The sequence below is a fragment of the Bacillus sp. AFS012607 genome (assembly GCF_002558005.1).
In the GTDB taxonomy this organism is placed as follows: Bacteria; Bacillota; Bacilli; order Bacillales; family Bacillaceae_G; genus Bacillus_A; species Bacillus_A thuringiensis_S.
On the sequence record NZ_NTVM01000012.1, the window covers coordinates 463,143 to 479,947 of the forward strand.

Sequence of the window (16,805 nt, forward strand, 5' to 3'; positions counted from 1 at the left end):
CTATTGCGCCCTAATCCTATTATAAACCATATTTCTTTAGGCGATGAAAAAAATAGCCGCTAACACGAAGTGATAACGGCAATGTAATCTACATATATTTTTGCCAATAACAAGAAAAGAAAAACCTTTTCCTACAGTTATATCATAAAATGATAAATGACTCAACAAATGAAAACGCTGTTATATTAGTTATTACGTTTTGCAATTAAATCGCAAATAGATAGTAAATATTCATCTTGTAATTGCAAGGAGCTAATCGCACCTTTTGCTTCTGCAATTGTTTCTTCTAAAATATCCTTTGCTCTATCTACAGTAAACAACGTCGTATATGTACTCTTTTCGTTAGAAAGATCACTACCAATCGGTTTCCCAATCTCTTCTTCGGTTCCTTCGACATCTAAAATATCATCTCGAATTTGGAAAGCTAGACCGATATATTTGGCAAACGTAAGCAACTTTTCTTCTTGCTCTTCTGTCGCATCAGAAAGTATCGCACCCGCAAGCACAGCAAATTCAAGCAGTTTTCCCGTCTTATGTTTATGGATGTACTCCAATTCATCAATCGTAAGGCGTTTCCCTTCAGCTTCCATATCTGCCACTTGTCCGCCAACCATTCCTTCTGGTCCTGCTGCTTTTGCAAGTTCAAGTACAAGTCTTACTTTTTTTTCGGCAGAAATTTCTTTTTGCTCATATGCCATAATTACTTGAAAAGCATACGTCAATAAGCCATCTCCTGCTAAAACTGCCATCGCTTCACCAAATACTTTGTGATTTGTGGGTTTTCCTCTTCTTAAATCATCATCATCCATACAAGGTAAATCATCATGAACTAAAGAATATGTATGAATCATTTCAAGAGCACAAGCTGCACCTACTCCAAGATTTCTTTCTTTCCCAAACGCTTGTAATGTTGCAAACAAAAGTAACGGGCGGAGACGTTTTCCACCCGCTTCCAAAGAATATGCCATCGCTTCACGAAGTACATTTGGACATTGTAATTCATTTGCATAGCTTACAAGTTTCTCTTCTACGAAAGTTTTACTTTCTTTCAAAAAAGTATCAAAAGCAATCGTCACTATGCTTCATCTCCTACAGCAGTAAACGGTTCAAGCTCTCCATCTTCCCCAAGAATAACTGCCATTTGTTCTTGTACATTCTTCAACTTCTCATCACAAAGCTTAGATAATTCCATGCCCTCTTTAAAATAAGAAATCGCTTCTTCTAACGGTACGTCACCTTGTTCTAGCTTAGAAACAAGATGCTCAAGTTGCGAAATTGCCTCTTCAAAGCTTAATTTATTTTCCATTATTCAATTCACGCTCCTCTATGCCTGATACGCTACAATCTAGTATTCCATCTTGTAATTGAACTGAAACAGCATCTCCAAGGCTTACATCTTTCACACTTTTTAACACTTGCTTCTCTTCATCATATACAAGCCCGTACCCTCTCATCATTACTTTAAGCGGACTTAACGCTTCAAGTTTTTGAGCAGCTCTTACAAAGGCAAATTCTTTCGTTTGAAGTAACGTTTGCATTTCACGTTGTAATTGCTTTTGCAACGTTTCAACAGCTACCTTTGTTTGCATAATTTTTTGAGATGGGTGGTGCTTCTCTAAATAAAATGAAAGTTGCTTTAACTGATTCACCTTTTTATCAATATAGCGCTCTTTCGCTAAAACAAGCTGTTCTAGCGCTCTATCTAATTGCTCTTCCTTTTGCTCATATACTTGTCTTGGATAACGGAACGCATACGATTTTTGCAACACTTGTAGTTTTTCTTCTTTTTTATGTACTAACTCTCTCATCGCTCTTTGCAATCTCAGAGTTCTTTGTAATACCTTTTCTTGTAACTCTATAATGTTAGGTGCTGCCAGCTCAGCTGCTGCAGTCGGTGTTGGCGCGCGTAAATCTGCAACAAAATCTGCGATTGTAAAATCCGTTTCATGGCCTACTGCCGAAATAATAGGAATTTCACTCTTAAAGATTGCTCTTGCAACCATTTCCTCATTGAAAGCCCATAATTCCTCAATAGAACCTCCACCACGGCCAACGATTAGTACATCTATCTCTCCCATTTCATTCGCTGTACGAATCGCTTGTACAATCGAGGGAGCCGCTGACTCCCCTTGTACAAGTACCGGAAATACAATAACATTCCCAATTGGATAACGACGTTTAATCGTTGTTATAATATCACGAATCGCTGCTCCTGTTGGCGACGTAATCACACCTATTGTTTTAGCGTAAGGAGGAATTGCTTTTTTATAAACTTGAGAAAAAAGTCCTTCTTCTTCTAAACGAACTTTTAACTGTTCGTACGCTAAATGTAAATTTCCGACTCCGTCAGGCTGCATGTCTTGAATATAAATTTGATAAGAACCACTCGCCTCGTAAACAGAGATTTTCCCTTTCACGAGTACCTTCATCCCATTTTCAGGTTTGAATTTAATATTACGATTATGACCCGCAAACATAACCGCTGCGATTCTTGCATTTTCATCTTTCAATGTAAAATACATGTGGCCACGGCTATGATTTTTAAAGTTGGAAATTTCACCTTTTAACCAAACAGACTGCAAATGCGGATCATATTCTATTTTTGTTTTTATATAGCGTGTTAACGCTGTAACGGTTAAATATTGCTTCTCCATTTCTCTCTCCTCATAGCCGACTCAAATTATTTACAAACGACACCTGCACGTTTGGCAGATTCAACAGTATTATGAAGAAGCATTGTGATTGTCATTGGACCAACACCCTTTGGCACAGGTGTAATGTAACCCGCAACATTTAACACGTTGTCAAAATCAACATCACCACAAAGTTTCCCTGTTTCTAAACGGTTTACACCAACGTCAATTACAACCGCTCCTTCTTTAATATAATCCGCTGTTATCATTTTAGGTCGTCCAACAGCTACGATTAAAATATCCGCTAACTTCGATAACTCTTTCATATTTTGCGTCTTAGAATGACAATATGTGACAGTTGCATTTTCATTTAAGAACAATTGTCCCACTGGTTTACCGACAATATTACTTCTTCCAATTACTACTACATGTTTTCCAGAAATATCAAGATTCGTTTCTTTTACTAATTCTACAATACCGTGCGGTGTACATGGAAGGAATGTATCTTGTCCCGTCATCATACGTCCCACGCTAATTGGGTGAAATCCATCTACATCCTTTTCTGGTGAAATTCTTTCAATGATAGCTTTTTCTTCAATATGTTTCGGTAAAGGTAATTGCACTAATATGCCATTAATACGGTCATCGCCATTTAAGCGATCGATTTCAGCAAGCAAGCGTTCCTCAGTAATTGTTTCAGGAAGTTCAATTAGCTCTGAGTAAATCCCTACTTGTTCACAGCCTTTTTCTTTTCCTTTTACATAAGAACGAGATGCTGGATCTTCTCCAACTAAAATAACTGCTAATCCTGGTACAATCCCTTGCTCTTTCAACTTCACAACTTCTTCTGTTAATTGTGCTCGTTTTTTCTCCGCAACTTCATTTCCTTTGATGATTACTGCTACCATTTTAAGATTCCCCCTTAAAGAATTTACAGTGTATCTTTTATATTAGATAAAACGCCGTTAATAAAACGACGAGATTCCTCATCCCCAAATGTTTTAGCAATTTCAATTGCTTCGTTAATTGTTACGTTGTGTGGAATTTCTTCCATGTATTTCATTTCATACACAGCTACACGTAAAATACTGCGATCAACAATACTAATACGCTCAAGTTTCCACTTTTTTAAGTTTTGACGAATCGCTTCATCGATTGCTTCTTTATTTTCTACAAAACCTACTACAAGTGACTCTAGAAACTCATTTGTTTCTTCGCCTTCATCTAGCGTGTTTTCCACTGCTACTTTCGGTTCTAATTCACCTGTAATATCCATTTGGTATAATGCTTGCATTGCTCTTTCTCTAGCCGTCCTACGTTTCATTGTAACTCTCCTTTATGCTTCAAGTCTTTCCTTATACTTTGTTATATTATTATAATTTATAAGCCGTCAATTCACTTACTCTTACAGTTTTCATTGATTTTCCAACCTTATAATACAATGATAATAACACAATTTATCGTTTCACACACGGGTTACAAGGCTGAAAAATAATAAAAAGATTAACTTCAAGTTCCATATCTTATCACAATGTACGTTTTTTGGAAAAACGACACATTTTCTTTTTTATTTCTTATTTTTTGAAATAGTATAATAATTAGAGGATTGTAATTTGTGAAGAAATGAAACGATAAAAAAGATGCCTATGTTACTAGGCACCTTTTCATTCTTACACTGGTTCGATTTCTGTTTTTTGTGTTTCGAATGTTACGCCAACGATGTGAACATTCACTTCTTTTGGCTCAAGTCCTGTCATTGTAAAGAGCGCTTGGCGAATATTGTCTTGAATCTTTTGAGCAACAACTGGAATTGCTACACCAAAATACATTACAACATAAAGGTCAACGATAATATCTTCGTTTGCTAATTCAACCTTTACACCTTTACCATGATTTTTCTTACCTAACTTCTCAACAACATCTGTAGCAAAATTACCGCGCATTGCCGCTACACCTTCTACTTCAGCAGCTGCAATACCTGCAATTACTTCAATTACTTCTGGTGCAATTTCTACTTTACCAAGAGTTGTATCTTGACCCATATCTAACATATGTTCAGCCATGAAAAAAACCTCCTTTAATGTATCACTGCGTCACAAGTTCATGCTCTTCCAAAAATTTCGTATTAAACTCACCTTTTACAAAATCAGGATGATCTAGCAATTGCAAATGGAACGGGATTGTTGTATGTACGCCTTCAATGACAAATTCACTAAGTGCGCGCTTCATTTTTGCAATTGCCTCTTCACGTGTTTTTCCGTGAACAATTAATTTAGCAACCATCGAATCATAGAAAGGTGGGATTGAATATCCCGGATATACAGCTGAATCGACGCGAATACCAAATCCTCCTGGTGGTAAGTACATTTCTACTTTACCTGGAGATGGCATGAATTTTTTGGCAGGGTTTTCCGCATTAATTCGACATTCAATTGCCCAACCATTAAATTGTACTTCTTCTTGCTGTAACGATAACTTTTCTCCTGAAGCAACAAGAATTTGTTCTTTAATTAAGTCCATTCCCGTTACCATTTCAGTAACTGGATGCTCAACCTGAATTCTCGTATTCATCTCCATGAAATAAAAGGTTTTCGTTTTATATTCATAAATAAACTCAACCGTACCAGCACCTGTATAATCAACCGCTACCGCCGCTTTAACTGCCGCTTCACCCATCTGCTTGCGAATATCTTCATCAAGTGCAGGTGATGGACTTTCTTCTAATAGTTTTTGCAAACGGCGCTGAATTGTACAATCACGCTCTCCTAAATGAATGGCATTTCCGTGTGTATCTGCCATTATTTGAATCTCAACATGGCGGAAATCTTCAACGTACTTTTCTAAGTATACACCAGGGTTCCCAAAAGCGGTACTAGCTTCTTGCTGTGTAATTTGAATTCCTTTTATAAGCTCTTCTTCATGGCGTGCAACACGAATACCTTTTCCGCCGCCACCTGCAGTCGCTTTAATAATGACTGGATATCCAATTTGATTAGCAAGCTCGATCGCTTCTTCGGTATTTTTAATAATCCCTTGTGAACCTGGTACAATCGGAACCCCTGCTTCTTTCATTGTATCACGAGCAACGTCTTTTGTGCCCATCTTTGAAATAGCTTCTGGACTTGGACCGATAAAAATCAAGTTACATTCACGGCATAACTCTGCGAAATCTGCATTCTCTGCTAAAAATCCGTATCCCGGATGAATAGCATCGCAGCCTGTTAACTTCGCAACGCTAATAATATTCGTCAAATTTAAATAGCTTTCTTTCGAAATCGTTGGTCCTACACAATACGCCTCATCTGCAATCTGTACGTGAAGTGACTCTTTATCTGCTTCTGAATAAATTGCAACTGTTTCAATGTCCATTTCTTTACAAGCACGAATAATTCGTACAGCAATTTCCCCACGATTGGCTATTAATACTTTTTTTATCATCACAAAGACTCCCTTATTACGCTTTTACAAGAAATAGCGGTTGTCCATACTCAACAAGCTGTCCGTTATTAACAAGAATTTCAACAATTTCGCCCTCTACATCAGCATCAATTTCGTTAAATAACTTCATAGCCTCGACAATACATACGATAGAATCTTTCGATACTCTATCCCCAATACTTACATATGGAGGTGTATCAGGTGAAGATGAAGAATAGAATGTACCTACCATTGGTGAGGTAATCTTATGTAGGTTTTCATCTTGAACAGTTTTCTTCTCTTCTTGCTTCGGTGCTTCTGCTTGCGCTGCTGCTACTGTCGTTTCAACTTCAACAGGCGCTACTGGTTGCATAGCTTGTTTTGCTGCAGGTGCTTGCACAGCAACAACTTCATTACCACGCTTTTTCATTTTGATTGTTGTACCGTCTTTTTTGTATTCAAATTCATCAATATTAGAGCTATCAATTAATTTAATTAATTCACGAACTTCTTGAATTTTAAACATGTAAAATCCACTCCCATACTCTTGTTTGTCCCGTTTTTACAGATTCTCGTCACAAAACTAGATTGACTGTAAAAATACGATGTATTCTATTAGAAAATATATTTCATTAACTAATAGAAATATTTACTATTTCCATCTTACGATAAATTTTTTAAACATTCCAATTTATATTTCTTTATAATAAATCGAAACTCCTGTAAAAAATATTATTCCAATAAAAAATTATTACCTAGTAATAATACCAAGTTTCACACGAAATTGGCAAGACCACTTCAAAAAAAACATTCACTACTTTTGCAAAACGTTACATAGCAAACACGCCATTCCCTCTCCACTCTTCACCACATCTATAGTCAATAACATATTTTTACCAAATATTAATTTTTGTTTACACGCCGTTCATCATTCCTTCATATAAGAATAGTATGTTCAAAGTGTAGAAAATATATTGTGCTGAGGTGTGGAAATATGATATGGCTCATCCTCTTTTTACCTGCCGTAATCGTTTGGGCATGTGTTCTTTGCATCCACGTCAAATCCGGAAAAAGTAATCATCAGTACCATGAACCATTAATCTTTTACTCACAACGTGTTTCTCCATTCCGAGTTGAACATAGTAAAAATAACTACAAAGACAAAATAGAAAAAAGCTATCGAAAATGATAGCTTTTTTCTATTCACACGTACTTACATACTCTATTCCACTATTTGCATACCCTTTGCTTAGTAAAAGGTAATAATCCGCAGGGAAACCCCCTACGGATTAAAGTTTCACTTATTTCGCTGGTGGATCAAATTTCACACCTACATCTTTTGATCCGCCTTCACTTCTTACAAGTTGAATAATTTTATTTGCTTCTTTCTGTGAATGTTTTGCCGCTTTAACCGTTACTCTAATATCTGTACCATCAGCTCTTACAAGAGCATCTGGATATCCTCCTTGAGATTTAATTACTGTCTCAAGTAATTCTTGCTTCGTTTCCATTGTAGTGATTGCATCAAAGTTATCTTTCGCTTTACTCTTTTCTGTTGCTGAAGATTTCGAAGAATTCATCACTTCTTGTAATTTTGCTTTCGCTTCACTACGTTGATCTTCCATTTGCATACGTAAGGCTGTGAAATTCTCATCACTTGATTGAACTGATACATTACCCTCTTTTTTACTTGTTTCTTTTTTAGTATTTTCTTTTTTGTCTGTTTCTTTATTTGTTGTTTCCTTGCTTGTATTTTCTTTTTTCGGGGTTTCTTTAGGTGCTTCGTTTGTTACTGCTTTATCAGTACCTTGTTTTTCTTGTCCAATCTTTTCACCTGTTGCCGGCGATGCTGTATTCATTTTGTCAGGAGTTGTCACGTAATACACAGATAGTACAACAACTAAACTTAACATCGTTAATAGCCAAACTGTTTGTTTTTTTAACACTTTATTTCCTCCCTATCAATTTTTCGGTGAAACTGAAACGCGATGGGCTGGTACATCTAGCAGCCTTATCACAGCTTCTTTTACCATTGCTTTAACTTGTATATTATCCACTCCCTTTGCTACGACAAGAACACCACGTACTTTCGGCTTCTCTGTTCGTAAAACAACAGGAGTTTCTTTATCCCCTTCACGTATAATGACAGTCTTTTCATCAAGAGACTCGTCCTCTACTTCTCTCTTACCGCCTGTTTTATCTGTTTCACCTGTTGTTTGTGAGCGTTTCACTGTATTTTTTTCTAAAATTTTTTCTTCAGATGAATCTAAATTCACTTTAATCGTTACGTCTTTTACTCCTGCTATTTCTTCTAAAGCAGCTTTTAATTCTTGTTCATACGCTTTTTCATATTTTTCTACATTTGACATACTATCATTATTTTTTTGTCCGAAAGTTGGTAAGTCTTTTTCTTGGTTTTGAGTTTTTTGTTCTTTAAATACAGGTACTTCTTCTTTTTTACTTGAAAATAGACTACTAGAAAACATAAGCAAAATTCCAAGTATGAGTAGGACAAGTAAAAACTTAGGTGTTACCTTTTTACCCTTCTCGTTGCTTTCTTTTTGATCCCCATTCAATAAGTTTCGAAAAAATGAGAACTTCGAATTTTTATCTTTATTGTCCATTTACTCTACCTGTCCTCCCTTCCATTTGAACTTGGATTTGTTTACCCTCTAGTTGCCACCTGCTTGAAAAGAAATCTTTCATTTCCACATTCGTTTCTTCCACTTTTTTTGGAGGCTCTTTCGTATTAATTTCAATTGGCTTTACTGTTTCGATTGCATCATTTTTACTGCGTTCTTTTTCTTTCAACGTCACAACAACAGATTGAATATCTTTCGCCGACTTTACTTCTTCTGTATTTTCTGCTGCGACTATTTGTATTTCAGAGACAGTCATACCATACTTTTTCTCAAACTCTTTTCCTACTTCTTTTTTCATTTTGGTAGCCATCTCTTCTAAACTATATGCACGTGTTAGAGCTTGTATTTCTTTTTTCTTCGAATCTATTGAATTTTTTACAGATCCTTCTGCTACGTACTTTTCTTCATTAAAATTTGCAATTACTTCATTTACATCTGTCTGCAATAATTTAAAAAGAGGCGTTAAAATTAATACAACTAACAAAAGACTTACAACAAATTTAACGTATTTTTGCAAATTCGAATTTGGAAGAATAAGATGAAGCATTGTCGCTAAGAGCAAAAAAACGATAATATTTCTAATCCACTCTGTAACAAATTGCATACTCTTCACCTCCTACCGCATCATAAGTGTAATATTCCCCGCAGCAATAATAATTGTAATACTTAAAAAGAACATAAATGATACGATAGCTAAGCAAGCAAATACGTAAATGATGCTTCGTCCAATAATGTCTAAGCATTGAATAATTGCTCCGCTGCCAACCGGTTGCAATACTGCTGCTGCGAATTTATAAATAAATGCGATACAGAAAATTTGAATCGCTGGAAAGGCAACAATTAAGCATAAAATGACGAGCCCAATAATTCCGACTGTGTTTTTCAATAATCCTGATGCGCTAATAACAGTATCTGCCGCTTCTGTAAACATCCTTCCAACTACTGGAATGAAGTTTCCTGTTACAAATTTAGCAGTTTTCACAGCTATTCCATCAGCAACAGCTGTTGCTGTTCCTTGTACAGATAATACTCCTAAAAAAATCGTTAAAAAAATACCGATAATCCCAACGCTAACATTTTGCAGAAGCTTGGACAATTTCGTCACTTTATATTGATCACTCATTGTACTTACAATACTTAATATCGTTGCCAGTAATAAAAGTGGTAGAACGATATAATTCATAAGAAGACCACTCGTATTCATTAAGAAAATGATAACCGGATGAAAAAACGATACAGATACAACCCCCCCGCCAGTTGCTATAAGCGCCAGCAAAATTGGCAATAATGCTAATATAAAATCTACCATTGTTTGTATCGTTTCTCTTGCATATGTCATAACGACATAAAAACTATTTAAAGCAAAAATAATAAGTACCATATATACAACAGCATCAGCAATTTTACTTACGCTACTTTTTGAAAAAGCGGATTGCAGTGATTGCAACAATGCACTAAAGATTGTGAGCATAATAAGTGTGCCAAGCAGTTTTCCATTAGCTGCAAGCTCATGAAATAAATATTTTAATAACCCTATCATCCACTCTTTTAGAGAGAATTCTTTTTCTCCCTTTACAAACTCCATAAAGCTCCCTTTTTGACTCTCTGGCAAATAGCCTCCATATTTTGTAACAAGCCCGTCCCAAAATTGCTTCACATCTTCAATTCCGAGCTTATCCAATTGTTGATCAACGACGTTTGTTTCTACAGGAGAAGCTTGTACAACAACCGGTAAAGAAAAGAAAAGGAAGCAAGCAAATAGCAGCTTAGCTCCAAACCTCCTCAACATTCACTCCCCCTTATCCCGTCGGTAAAAATCCGAGAATAGTTTCAATTACAACCGTCAAAATAGGAATTGCCATAACGAGAATGAGGATTTTCCCAGCAAGTTCAATTTTCGAAGCGATGGCACCTTGACCAGCATCTTTTGTAATTTGGGCTCCAAACTCAGCAATATAAGCAATTCCAATAATCTTTAGTAACGTTTCCACATAGACGTTACTAACTTTCGCTTCACTCGCTACTCTCTCAATCATTTGTAAAATAGCATGAATTTGATCAATTAAAATAAGAAACATCACGCTACCTACGAACACAATAAATAAAGATGTAATGCTAGATTTATGCTGGTTCAAAACAGCAGCTAAAAACGTAGCAACGAGGCCTAATCCGACAATTTGTATAATTTCGATTCGAACCGCCTCCTTTACTGGAAGAGAAAGACACTTTTAATCTTGTCGAATAGCGTATTAATTAAAAATGCGACATGAAATAAAATGACGACAAAACCGACAAGGATAACCCAATTTGCAATATCCTCACGCTTCAATTCTTTTAGTACAGTATGAATGAAAGCTAAAACAATGCCGATTCCGGCGATTTGAAATATTAATCCAACATCAATGGACATCGCCTTTCTCCCCCCTATAGCAGTAAAATTACAATAAGTAGCCCTGCTAGTACCCCTAAGCTCTTGATCATTTTCTCGTATTGCAGTTGTAAAGCTTTTGCTTCCTCTTCTTCTCTCTCCAAATGTGTAATACATAAGCGAATATGTTTTTGTTGTGATTCACGATCATGTTGCCCGAGCGTTTCACCAAATTGCTGCAGTATTTCATACTCGGTTTGTTGAAACGCCGTCAACTTCCAATTCTCTTTCAAACTATCTATCCAAGCTTCCCTTACTGTTTGTTCTCCACTTTCTAGTTTTTTAGCGAAACTTTGAAAGATCCAATTTAATGGCTTCGGCATTTGTTTAACTAATCGCTCGGCAGCCTCAGATAAAGGTGTGTGTCCATACATAATTTCTGCCTCTAATGATTGAAGTGCTGATTTTAATAATCTAAGTTGCCTCGGCCTTTCACTGTATCTTTTAGCGTATGAAAACCCGAAAAAGGTGCTGACCGCAACGATTAACACTGCACCAAATATTTTCACCATACGCCCTCAGCCTTTCTATTTGATAACACTGGTTTTCCATATTTATCTTTCACCTGCATAACCGTTCCTGGACCCCTCGCTTTTGACAACTCCACAAACCTATCAAATATACGAAGCTCTAGCACTGCCTTGAGCGATGGACGTCTCACAACATCCTCATAGGAAAATCCGTGTGCGCTTATAAAAAGCTGAACACCTGCATGCACTGCCTCCATAATTGCTTCACTATCTTCTTTACGACCAATTTCATCTACGATCAAAATATCAGGACTCATAGAACGAATCATCATCATCATTCCTTCTGCCTTTGGACATGCGTCTAACACATCGACTCGGGTACCAAAATCATATTGCGGGATCCCTTTCACACAGCCGGCAATTTCTGACCGTTCATCAACGATCCCCACTTTACAGGAAGGAATTTCCGAAGCACTTACCCCTTGACTCATGCAACGTGCTACATCTCTTAAAAGCGTCGTTTTTCCCGTTTGCGGAGGGCCAATTACCATCGTGTTTAACCATCTTTTTTCATACAAATATGGCAAAAGCGGTTCAGCAATCCCTATTTTTTGACGAGCAATACGAATATTAAAGGAAGAGACATCACGAATCATTTTCACTGCACTTTTTTCTGTAATGACTTTTCCCGCTAACCCGATTCTATGCCCCCCGCGAAGCGTCACATACCCACGTTTTAATTCCTCTTCCATCGTATAAATTGAGAATTGACTTAACTTATTCAATAAGTAAATAGCATCCTCTGCAGTAGTGATATAGTCATAAAAAAACACCTTTCCGTGTGCAATACACTCTAGCGGTCTTCCAATTCGAACACGAATTTCCTCTAAAGCATCGTATTGCTCACATTCTTCAATTAAGTACTTCATCGTTTTTGGTAAAACTTCTAATACCTCTTTCATCGGCTTCTCCCCACTATACTCGACTTACTATTTCAGTAATGCGATAAAAATACAGCAAATTCCAAGCGCTAGAAAAAAGAGCTTCAAGAAAGAAATTTCACTTGCTACACTCGCTATCCCAATTGTCATTGTTAAAATTAATACGGTAGGTCCAACAAACGCCAACATACCATTTATAAACAACGCTTTCTTCGCATCATTCACATAAAGCATAAGCAAAGCAGCAAATATCTCCGCACTACCTGAAAATAATCGAAGTGCCCCCATAACAAGCACGGATGTTTCCATTGCCGCTAGCCACTGTTTCATTCTTCCACCTTCTCCCGTAACAGTTACTAACTTCGTATTCTAAAAAAGAATATATTTGTACAACCATATGCAGAGGTTGTCTATTTCAGAAGTAAAAACATAATTTTTCTCTAAAGTCTGAATTACAATCTGAATATTCATATTATTTCATGGTATATTATGGTATATTTAGTTTAAAAGGGGTTTAAACCATGCAGCACGTCACTTTATTACCACTAGATTTATGCTATACAAATGTGATTTTCGAGCTATCAAGTGATCCACATATAAAAAATGCATTGGGGATAACGGTAGAAAACATCGAAGACACGAAAACATTTCTTCTTTTCGCAATAGAAGAAGAGCGTCAAAAGAAATCCTTATCGAGAATGATTGTGAATGAAGAAAATGAAATAATTGGCCTCACCACACTTAAACATATTAATAATGAGAAAAAGCAATCTCACATTGGTAGTTGGCTCGGCTATCCGTACTGGAGAAAAGGCTATAACGAGGCTGCTAAAAAAGAAATCTTTAAAATCGCCTTTTTAGACTTACAACTTTCCTACGTATTTGCTGGTGCTAAAACGAATAATATCCGCTCTTTAAAAGCACAAGAAAAACTACCTTATATTTCATTGCATGTGGAAAACAAGTTTCCAGACGAACACGCTGCACTAGAGAAAGAAGTAAAGTCACCTTGCTCTCTGCATGTCGTGTCACGTGAAAATTTTTTAAATTGGTTGAAATTACAGAATGAGGAGGCAAAATATGAAGGTATTGAAAGTTAGTTTAACCGTTGTAGTAGAATTAGCTCTTATTTATCTTTTTTCATTATTGGTCGGTTGGTCATTTATAGAGACCTTTTTCCTTGGTAGTTTAGCAATATTTGCAATTATGTGGTTAATTATTATGAGTAACCATAGAAATAACATTACAGATCACGCAATAAGTAAAACATTAACTGGCGTTGAGACTGGCGAAATAAAACCATTTCAAATTGTTTTGACTCCATCTATTATGGGTACTCTTTCACTTGTTTTAGTCAGTTTTATAATAACAGTTATTTACTATCTACCCTATTTCCTATAAAAAAAGCACTCGTGAATTATCACGAGTGCTTTTTTACTATGCACGAGAAACGTATTTACCTTCACCAGTGTTGATGATAAGCATTTCGCCTTCGTTAATGAAGATTGGTACTTGTACAACAAGACCAGTTTCTAATGTAGCTGGTTTTGTTACGTTAGAAGCAGTATCACCTTTAATACCAGGCTCTGTTTCTGTAACTTGTAATTCAACTGTGTTTGGAAGTTCAACACCAAGTACTTCGCCTTGGTAAGTCATAATTGCTACTTCCATGTTTTCTTTTAGGAATTTAAGCTCGCGCTCGATTTGTTTTTCACCAAGTTCGATTTGCTCATAAGTTCCGTTATCCATAAATACGTGAGCCTCACCGCTTGCGTATAAGTATTGCATACGACGGTTTTCGATGTGTGCTTTTTCTACTTTCTCACCTGCACGGAATGTTTTCTCTTGAACAGAACCTGTGCGAATGTTACGTAGTTTAGAACGAACGAATGCAGCACCTTTACCTGGCTTTACGTGTTGGAAATCAAGTACTTGCCAAAGGGCATTGTCCACTGAAATTGTTAAACCTGTACGAAAATCGTTTACTGAAATCATGTAAAAAAATCCTCCTGTGTATTACAAAATAATAAGTTCTTTTGGTGATTTCGTAATTACTTCATTACCTTCACTTGTCACAATGATATCATCTTCAATACGTACGCCGCCAATACCTGGAATATAAATACCTGGCTCTACTGTTACAGCCATACCTGGTTCAAGTACTGTATCAGAACGGAACGCTAAACCTGGTGCTTCATGGAGTTCAAGACCTATTCCATGACCAGTAGTGTGTCCAAAGTATTCACCATATCCTTTTTCCGTTATGTAGTCACGCGTTAGCGCATCAGCCTCGCGACCTGTTAAACCAGCTTTAATACCGTTCACACCACGTAGTTGTGCTTCTAAAACGATATTATAAATTTCTTTTAATTTATCAGATGGTTCACCGACTGCAATCGTACGAGTAATATCAGAGCAATATCCTTTGTAATAAGCGCCGAAGTCTAATGTAACGAAATCTCCTGTTTCTATCACTTTTTCAGATGCCACGCCGTGCGGTAATGCCGAACGAAGACCTGAAGCAACGATAATATCAAACGAAGAAGATGTTGCTCCTTGTTTTCTCATGAAAAATTCAAGTTCATTTGACACTTCAATTTCAGATACTCCCGGGCGAATGAATGATAGAATATGCTCAAAGGCAGCATCTGCAATCTGTGCAGCTTCCTTTAATATCTTAATCTCTGAATCAGTCTTTATCAAGCGTAACTTTTCTACAAGTCCAGAAGTCGGGATAAATTCAGCATCAATCGCTTCCTTATGCACTGAATAAGAACTATATGTAAGAGTATCTTGCTCAAAACCAAGTTTTTGAATTCCAAGCCCTTTCACTTGCTTTGCCACTTCATCAATGATCAATCCTGCGTGCTGTACAACCTCATATCCAACCGCTTGTTTACTTGCCTGCTCGACGTAACGGAAATCTGTAATAAATTGAGCACGATCTTTTGAAATAAGAACAACGCCTGCTGTTCCTGTGAAGTTAGCCATATATCTACGACTATGTTCATTTGTTAACAAAATACCGTCAATGCCAGCCTCATCAAATGCACTTCGTAATCTTTCAATTTTCTCCATTACTCTATGCCTCCCTCAATTTCTCCATTAATGCAAATAACGCTAACTTATAGCCATAAAAACCAAATCCTACAATTTGACCTGCACAAACAGCTGCCGTCACAGATTCATGACGGAACGATTCACGCTGATGAATGTTAGAAATATGTACTTCAATAACAGGAATCGAAATGCTCGCAATGGCATCACGAATCGCATAGCTATAATGCGTAAATGCTCCCGGGTTTAAAATGATCCCTTCATATATATCTTCCGCTTCATGAATAATGTCGATAATGGCACCTTCATGATTCGATTGGAAACATTCTAACTCCACTCCCATTGTTTCTGCTTCTTGCTTCATATCTGCTTCAAGTGTCGCTAGCGTGCCCTTTCCATATACATTTACCTCACGAACACCGAGGCGATTTAGGTTAGGACCGTTTACGAGGAGTAACTTTTTCATATTCTTAAAACTCCTTAATATTAATATCTATACAATATTTTAACATAGGAGTCACTTATTTGAATAGTTCGTCTTCTCTTGCCCTTCTTGTTCTACTTTATTGCTATTTACTGCATAAGAAACAGAATATGCTATAAACACACCATATAATATAAAAATACATATTGTCGTTACAATTGTCTCTTTTGGCAAATGGAGCGCACTTTTAATAACAGGAGCCATTAAACCCATCCCCAAAAACAGTAATGCCCACCAAAATAGCCCATAAATAATTCCCGCAATAATCCCTTCAAACTTTGCAAAAAATGCTTTATATAAAAAGGCAATCAAAATTGAAAGAAGTCCCATACACACTATTCCAGACACATTGCCCCATACCCCCTCTTTCCAACTTCCAAACGCAAATGGTAAAAGGAAATAATTCGGTCCCGCCTCCGTGAATGAAAATATATGAAGGAAATACCATATCCCGCCCCAAAAGATTCCACCAAACAAACCGATCTGCACAAAATTCCTTGTTCCTAATTGTTCTTGACTCACATCGACACCTCCGCTCAATAGTATGCCCGAAACTATTTTGAAGCATGTTTAAATCCTGCGAAATTTGTCTATAAAAAGAATAAGAAATGTCCGACTCTCATAATATTTTCCCTTGTCATCTACTTGTATTTGCCGATAAAATAAAGGAAACTCGGTGATTGTCTTATTTCAAAACGACAGAACCCAGTATGACAATTGCCTCTTTTTCTAC

The 16,805-nt window shown here is 36.7% G+C and carries 24 protein-coding genes; 3 read left to right on the forward strand and 21 right to left on the reverse strand.

Annotated features, from left to right (window positions below):
* Window positions 1–185: 185 nt before the first annotated feature.
* The 8 genes from ispA to accB form a co-directional block, all read right to left on the reverse strand.
* A complete protein-coding gene (gene ispA / locus CN409_RS15820; RefSeq protein ID WP_000150374.1) occupies window positions 186–1,076 on the reverse strand; it encodes a (2E,6E)-farnesyl diphosphate synthase in 891 nt (296 codons plus the stop codon).
* A complete protein-coding gene (gene xseB / locus CN409_RS15825) occupies window positions 1,076–1,306 on the reverse strand; it encodes an exodeoxyribonuclease VII small subunit (protein ID WP_000428424.1) in 231 nt (76 codons plus the stop codon). Before xseB ends, ispA begins: the two co-directional genes overlap by 1 nt.
* Entirely contained in the window at window positions 1,296–2,654 is a 1,359-nt protein-coding gene (gene xseA / locus CN409_RS15830) for an exodeoxyribonuclease VII large subunit (RefSeq protein WP_000415249.1), read from the reverse strand. The genes xseB and xseA overlap by 11 nt, the downstream gene beginning before the upstream one ends.
* 26 nt (window positions 2,655–2,680) lie before the next feature.
* The gene (gene folD / locus CN409_RS15835) at window positions 2,681–3,541 is read right to left on the reverse strand and encodes a bifunctional methylenetetrahydrofolate dehydrogenase/methenyltetrahydrofolate cyclohydrolase FolD (RefSeq protein WP_000226733.1); all 861 of its coding nucleotides are present in this window, start codon (window positions 3,539–3,541) and stop codon (window positions 2,681–2,683) included.
* Window positions 3,542–3,564: 23 nt separating this feature from the next.
* Window positions 3,565–3,957, reverse strand: a complete 393-nt coding sequence (gene nusB / locus CN409_RS15840; RefSeq protein WP_000830247.1) for a N utilization substance protein NusB — start codon at window positions 3,955–3,957, stop codon at window positions 3,565–3,567.
* A 346-nt stretch (window positions 3,958–4,303) separates the two neighbouring features.
* Window positions 4,304–4,696 carry an Asp23/Gls24 family envelope stress response protein gene (locus tag CN409_RS15845; protein WP_000807630.1) on the reverse strand — a complete coding sequence of 131 codons (393 nt, stop codon included), beginning with the start codon at window positions 4,694–4,696 and terminating at the stop codon, window positions 4,304–4,306.
* Window positions 4,697–4,718: 22 nt separating this feature from the next.
* Window positions 4,719–6,071 (reverse strand): acetyl-CoA carboxylase biotin carboxylase subunit, encoded by a 1,353-nt coding sequence (gene accC / locus CN409_RS15850; RefSeq protein ID WP_000592870.1) that lies wholly within the window; start codon window positions 6,069–6,071, stop codon window positions 4,719–4,721.
* A gap of 16 nt (window positions 6,072–6,087) precedes the next feature.
* Entirely contained in the window at window positions 6,088–6,576 is a 489-nt protein-coding gene (gene accB / locus CN409_RS15855) for an acetyl-CoA carboxylase biotin carboxyl carrier protein (protein WP_000472862.1), read from the reverse strand.
* A gap of 468 nt (window positions 6,577–7,044) precedes the next feature.
* Between accB and CN409_RS15860 the strand changes: the two genes are divergently transcribed.
* On the forward strand, window positions 7,045–7,239 hold the full coding sequence (locus tag CN409_RS15860; protein ID WP_003309905.1) for a hypothetical protein: 195 nt from the start codon (window positions 7,045–7,047) through the stop codon (window positions 7,237–7,239).
* 112 nt (window positions 7,240–7,351) lie between these two features.
* On the opposite strand, the gene CN409_RS15865 is transcribed toward CN409_RS15860, so the two are convergent.
* The 9 genes from CN409_RS15865 to CN409_RS15905 are packed head-to-tail and all read right to left on the reverse strand — an operon-like array spanning window position 7,352 to window position 12,861.
* Complete coding sequence (locus CN409_RS15865) at window positions 7,352–7,996, reverse strand: SpoIIIAH-like family protein (RefSeq protein ID WP_000914711.1); 645 nt, start codon at window positions 7,994–7,996, stop codon at window positions 7,352–7,354.
* Between the two features lie 15 nt (window positions 7,997–8,011).
* Window positions 8,012–8,674, reverse strand: a complete 663-nt coding sequence (gene spoIIIAG / locus CN409_RS15870; RefSeq protein WP_000368886.1) for a stage III sporulation protein AG — start codon at window positions 8,672–8,674, stop codon at window positions 8,012–8,014.
* A complete protein-coding gene (gene spoIIIAF, locus CN409_RS15875; RefSeq protein ID WP_001161037.1) occupies window positions 8,664–9,296 on the reverse strand; it encodes a stage III sporulation protein AF in 633 nt (210 codons plus the stop codon). Before spoIIIAF ends, spoIIIAG begins: the two co-directional genes overlap by 11 nt.
* A 12-nt stretch (window positions 9,297–9,308) precedes the next feature.
* Window positions 9,309–10,481 carry a stage III sporulation protein AE gene (gene spoIIIAE, locus CN409_RS15880; protein WP_000946111.1) on the reverse strand — a complete coding sequence of 391 codons (1,173 nt, stop codon included), beginning with the start codon at window positions 10,479–10,481 and terminating at the stop codon, window positions 9,309–9,311.
* 10 nt (window positions 10,482–10,491) lie between these two features.
* Window positions 10,492–10,875, reverse strand: a complete 384-nt coding sequence (spoIIIAD, locus tag CN409_RS15885) for a stage III sporulation protein AD (protein ID WP_079245909.1) — start codon at window positions 10,873–10,875, stop codon at window positions 10,492–10,494.
* Between the two features lie 23 nt (window positions 10,876–10,898).
* On the reverse strand, window positions 10,899–11,102 hold the full coding sequence (gene spoIIIAC / locus CN409_RS15890; RefSeq protein WP_000020914.1) for a stage III sporulation protein AC: 204 nt from the start codon (window positions 11,100–11,102) through the stop codon (window positions 10,899–10,901).
* A gap of 14 nt (window positions 11,103–11,116) precedes the next feature.
* Window positions 11,117–11,632 carry a stage III sporulation protein SpoIIIAB gene (gene spoIIIAB / locus CN409_RS15895; RefSeq protein ID WP_000238702.1) on the reverse strand — a complete coding sequence of 172 codons (516 nt, stop codon included), beginning with the start codon at window positions 11,630–11,632 and terminating at the stop codon, window positions 11,117–11,119.
* Window positions 11,626–12,552: a stage III sporulation protein AA gene (gene spoIIIAA, locus CN409_RS15900; RefSeq protein ID WP_000665903.1), complete on the reverse strand. Its 927-nt coding sequence runs from the start codon at window positions 12,550–12,552 to the stop codon at window positions 11,626–11,628. Before spoIIIAA ends, spoIIIAB begins: the two co-directional genes overlap by 7 nt.
* A 27-nt stretch (window positions 12,553–12,579) precedes the next feature.
* The gene (locus CN409_RS15905) at window positions 12,580–12,861 is read right to left on the reverse strand and encodes a YqhV family protein (RefSeq protein ID WP_000816050.1); all 282 of its coding nucleotides are present in this window, start codon (window positions 12,859–12,861) and stop codon (window positions 12,580–12,582) included.
* Window positions 12,862–13,052: 191 nt separating this feature from the next.
* On the opposite strand from CN409_RS15905, the gene CN409_RS15910 reads away from it, so the two are divergent.
* Together CN409_RS15910 and CN409_RS15915 are read left to right on the forward strand one after the other, a co-directional pair.
* On the forward strand, window positions 13,053–13,631 hold the full coding sequence (locus CN409_RS15910) for a GNAT family N-acetyltransferase (RefSeq protein WP_086390492.1): 579 nt from the start codon (window positions 13,053–13,055) through the stop codon (window positions 13,629–13,631).
* Window positions 13,612–13,932, forward strand: coding sequence for a hypothetical protein (locus CN409_RS15915; RefSeq protein ID WP_000866225.1), 321 nt, complete (start codon window positions 13,612–13,614; stop codon window positions 13,930–13,932). The genes CN409_RS15910 and CN409_RS15915 overlap by 20 nt, the downstream gene beginning before the upstream one ends.
* A gap of 36 nt (window positions 13,933–13,968) precedes the next feature.
* Here CN409_RS15915 and efp read toward each other — a convergent pair whose 3' ends face one another.
* The 4 genes from efp to CN409_RS15935 are packed head-to-tail and all read right to left on the reverse strand — an operon-like array spanning window position 13,969 to window position 16,594.
* On the reverse strand, window positions 13,969–14,526 hold the full coding sequence (gene efp / locus CN409_RS15920; protein ID WP_000626513.1) for an elongation factor P: 558 nt from the start codon (window positions 14,524–14,526) through the stop codon (window positions 13,969–13,971).
* A 21-nt stretch (window positions 14,527–14,547) separates the two neighbouring features.
* On the reverse strand, window positions 14,548–15,609 hold the full coding sequence (gene pepQ, locus CN409_RS15925; RefSeq protein ID WP_000411042.1) for a Xaa-Pro dipeptidase: 1,062 nt from the start codon (window positions 15,607–15,609) through the stop codon (window positions 14,548–14,550).
* 4 nt (window positions 15,610–15,613) lie between these two features.
* Window positions 15,614–16,054, reverse strand: coding sequence for a type II 3-dehydroquinate dehydratase (gene aroQ, locus CN409_RS15930; protein WP_000735140.1), 441 nt, complete (start codon window positions 16,052–16,054; stop codon window positions 15,614–15,616).
* A 51-nt stretch (window positions 16,055–16,105) separates the two neighbouring features.
* A complete protein-coding gene (locus CN409_RS15935) occupies window positions 16,106–16,594 on the reverse strand; it encodes a YqhR family membrane protein (RefSeq protein WP_000076885.1) in 489 nt (162 codons plus the stop codon).
* Window positions 16,595–16,805: the final 211 nt, after the last annotated feature.

What these genes read in the sequence shown, in the direction of transcription:
- nusB (WP_000830247.1), bottom strand. Translation starts at nt 3,957, where the DNA reads ATGAAACGTAGGACGGCTAGAGAAAGAGCAATGCAAGCATTATACCAA.
- pepQ (WP_000411042.1), bottom strand. Translation starts at nt 15,609, where the DNA reads ATGGAGAAAATTGAAAGATTACGAAGTGCATTTGATGAGGCTGGCATT.
- spoIIIAG (WP_000368886.1), bottom strand. Translation starts at nt 8,674, where the DNA reads ATGGACAATAAAGATAAAAATTCGAAGTTCTCATTTTTTCGAAACTTA.
- spoIIIAA (WP_000665903.1), bottom strand. Translation starts at nt 12,552, where the DNA reads ATGAAAGAGGTATTAGAAGTTTTACCAAAAACGATGAAGTACTTAATT.
- CN409_RS15860 (WP_003309905.1), top strand. Translation starts at nt 7,045, where the DNA reads ATGATATGGCTCATCCTCTTTTTACCTGCCGTAATCGTTTGGGCATGT.
- efp (WP_000626513.1), bottom strand. Translation starts at nt 14,526, where the DNA reads ATGATTTCAGTAAACGATTTTCGTACAGGTTTAACAATTTCAGTGGAC.
- spoIIIAE (WP_000946111.1), bottom strand. Translation starts at nt 10,481, where the DNA reads ATGTTGAGGAGGTTTGGAGCTAAGCTGCTATTTGCTTGCTTCCTTTTC.
- aroQ (WP_000735140.1), bottom strand. Translation starts at nt 16,054, where the DNA reads ATGAAAAAGTTACTCCTCGTAAACGGTCCTAACCTAAATCGCCTCGGT.
- folD (WP_000226733.1), bottom strand. Translation starts at nt 3,541, where the DNA reads ATGGTAGCAGTAATCATCAAAGGAAATGAAGTTGCGGAGAAAAAACGA.
- accC (WP_000592870.1), bottom strand. Translation starts at nt 6,071, where the DNA reads ATGATAAAAAAAGTATTAATAGCCAATCGTGGGGAAATTGCTGTACGA.
- CN409_RS15910 (WP_086390492.1), top strand. Translation starts at nt 13,053, where the DNA reads ATGCAGCACGTCACTTTATTACCACTAGATTTATGCTATACAAATGTG.
- CN409_RS15845 (WP_000807630.1), bottom strand. Translation starts at nt 4,696, where the DNA reads ATGGCTGAACATATGTTAGATATGGGTCAAGATACAACTCTTGGTAAA.
- spoIIIAC (WP_000020914.1), bottom strand. Translation starts at nt 11,102, where the DNA reads ATGTCCATTGATGTTGGATTAATATTTCAAATCGCCGGAATCGGCATT.
- spoIIIAB (WP_000238702.1), bottom strand. Translation starts at nt 11,632, where the DNA reads ATGGTGAAAATATTTGGTGCAGTGTTAATCGTTGCGGTCAGCACCTTT.
- xseB (WP_000428424.1), bottom strand. Translation starts at nt 1,306, where the DNA reads ATGGAAAATAAATTAAGCTTTGAAGAGGCAATTTCGCAACTTGAGCAT.
- CN409_RS15915 (WP_000866225.1), top strand. Translation starts at nt 13,612, where the DNA reads ATGAAGGTATTGAAAGTTAGTTTAACCGTTGTAGTAGAATTAGCTCTT.
- accB (WP_000472862.1), bottom strand. Translation starts at nt 6,576, where the DNA reads ATGTTTAAAATTCAAGAAGTTCGTGAATTAATTAAATTAATTGATAGC.
- spoIIIAF (WP_001161037.1), bottom strand. Translation starts at nt 9,296, where the DNA reads ATGCAATTTGTTACAGAGTGGATTAGAAATATTATCGTTTTTTTGCTC.
- xseA (WP_000415249.1), bottom strand. Translation starts at nt 2,654, where the DNA reads ATGGAGAAGCAATATTTAACCGTTACAGCGTTAACACGCTATATAAAA.
- CN409_RS15905 (WP_000816050.1), bottom strand. Translation starts at nt 12,861, where the DNA reads ATGAAACAGTGGCTAGCGGCAATGGAAACATCCGTGCTTGTTATGGGG.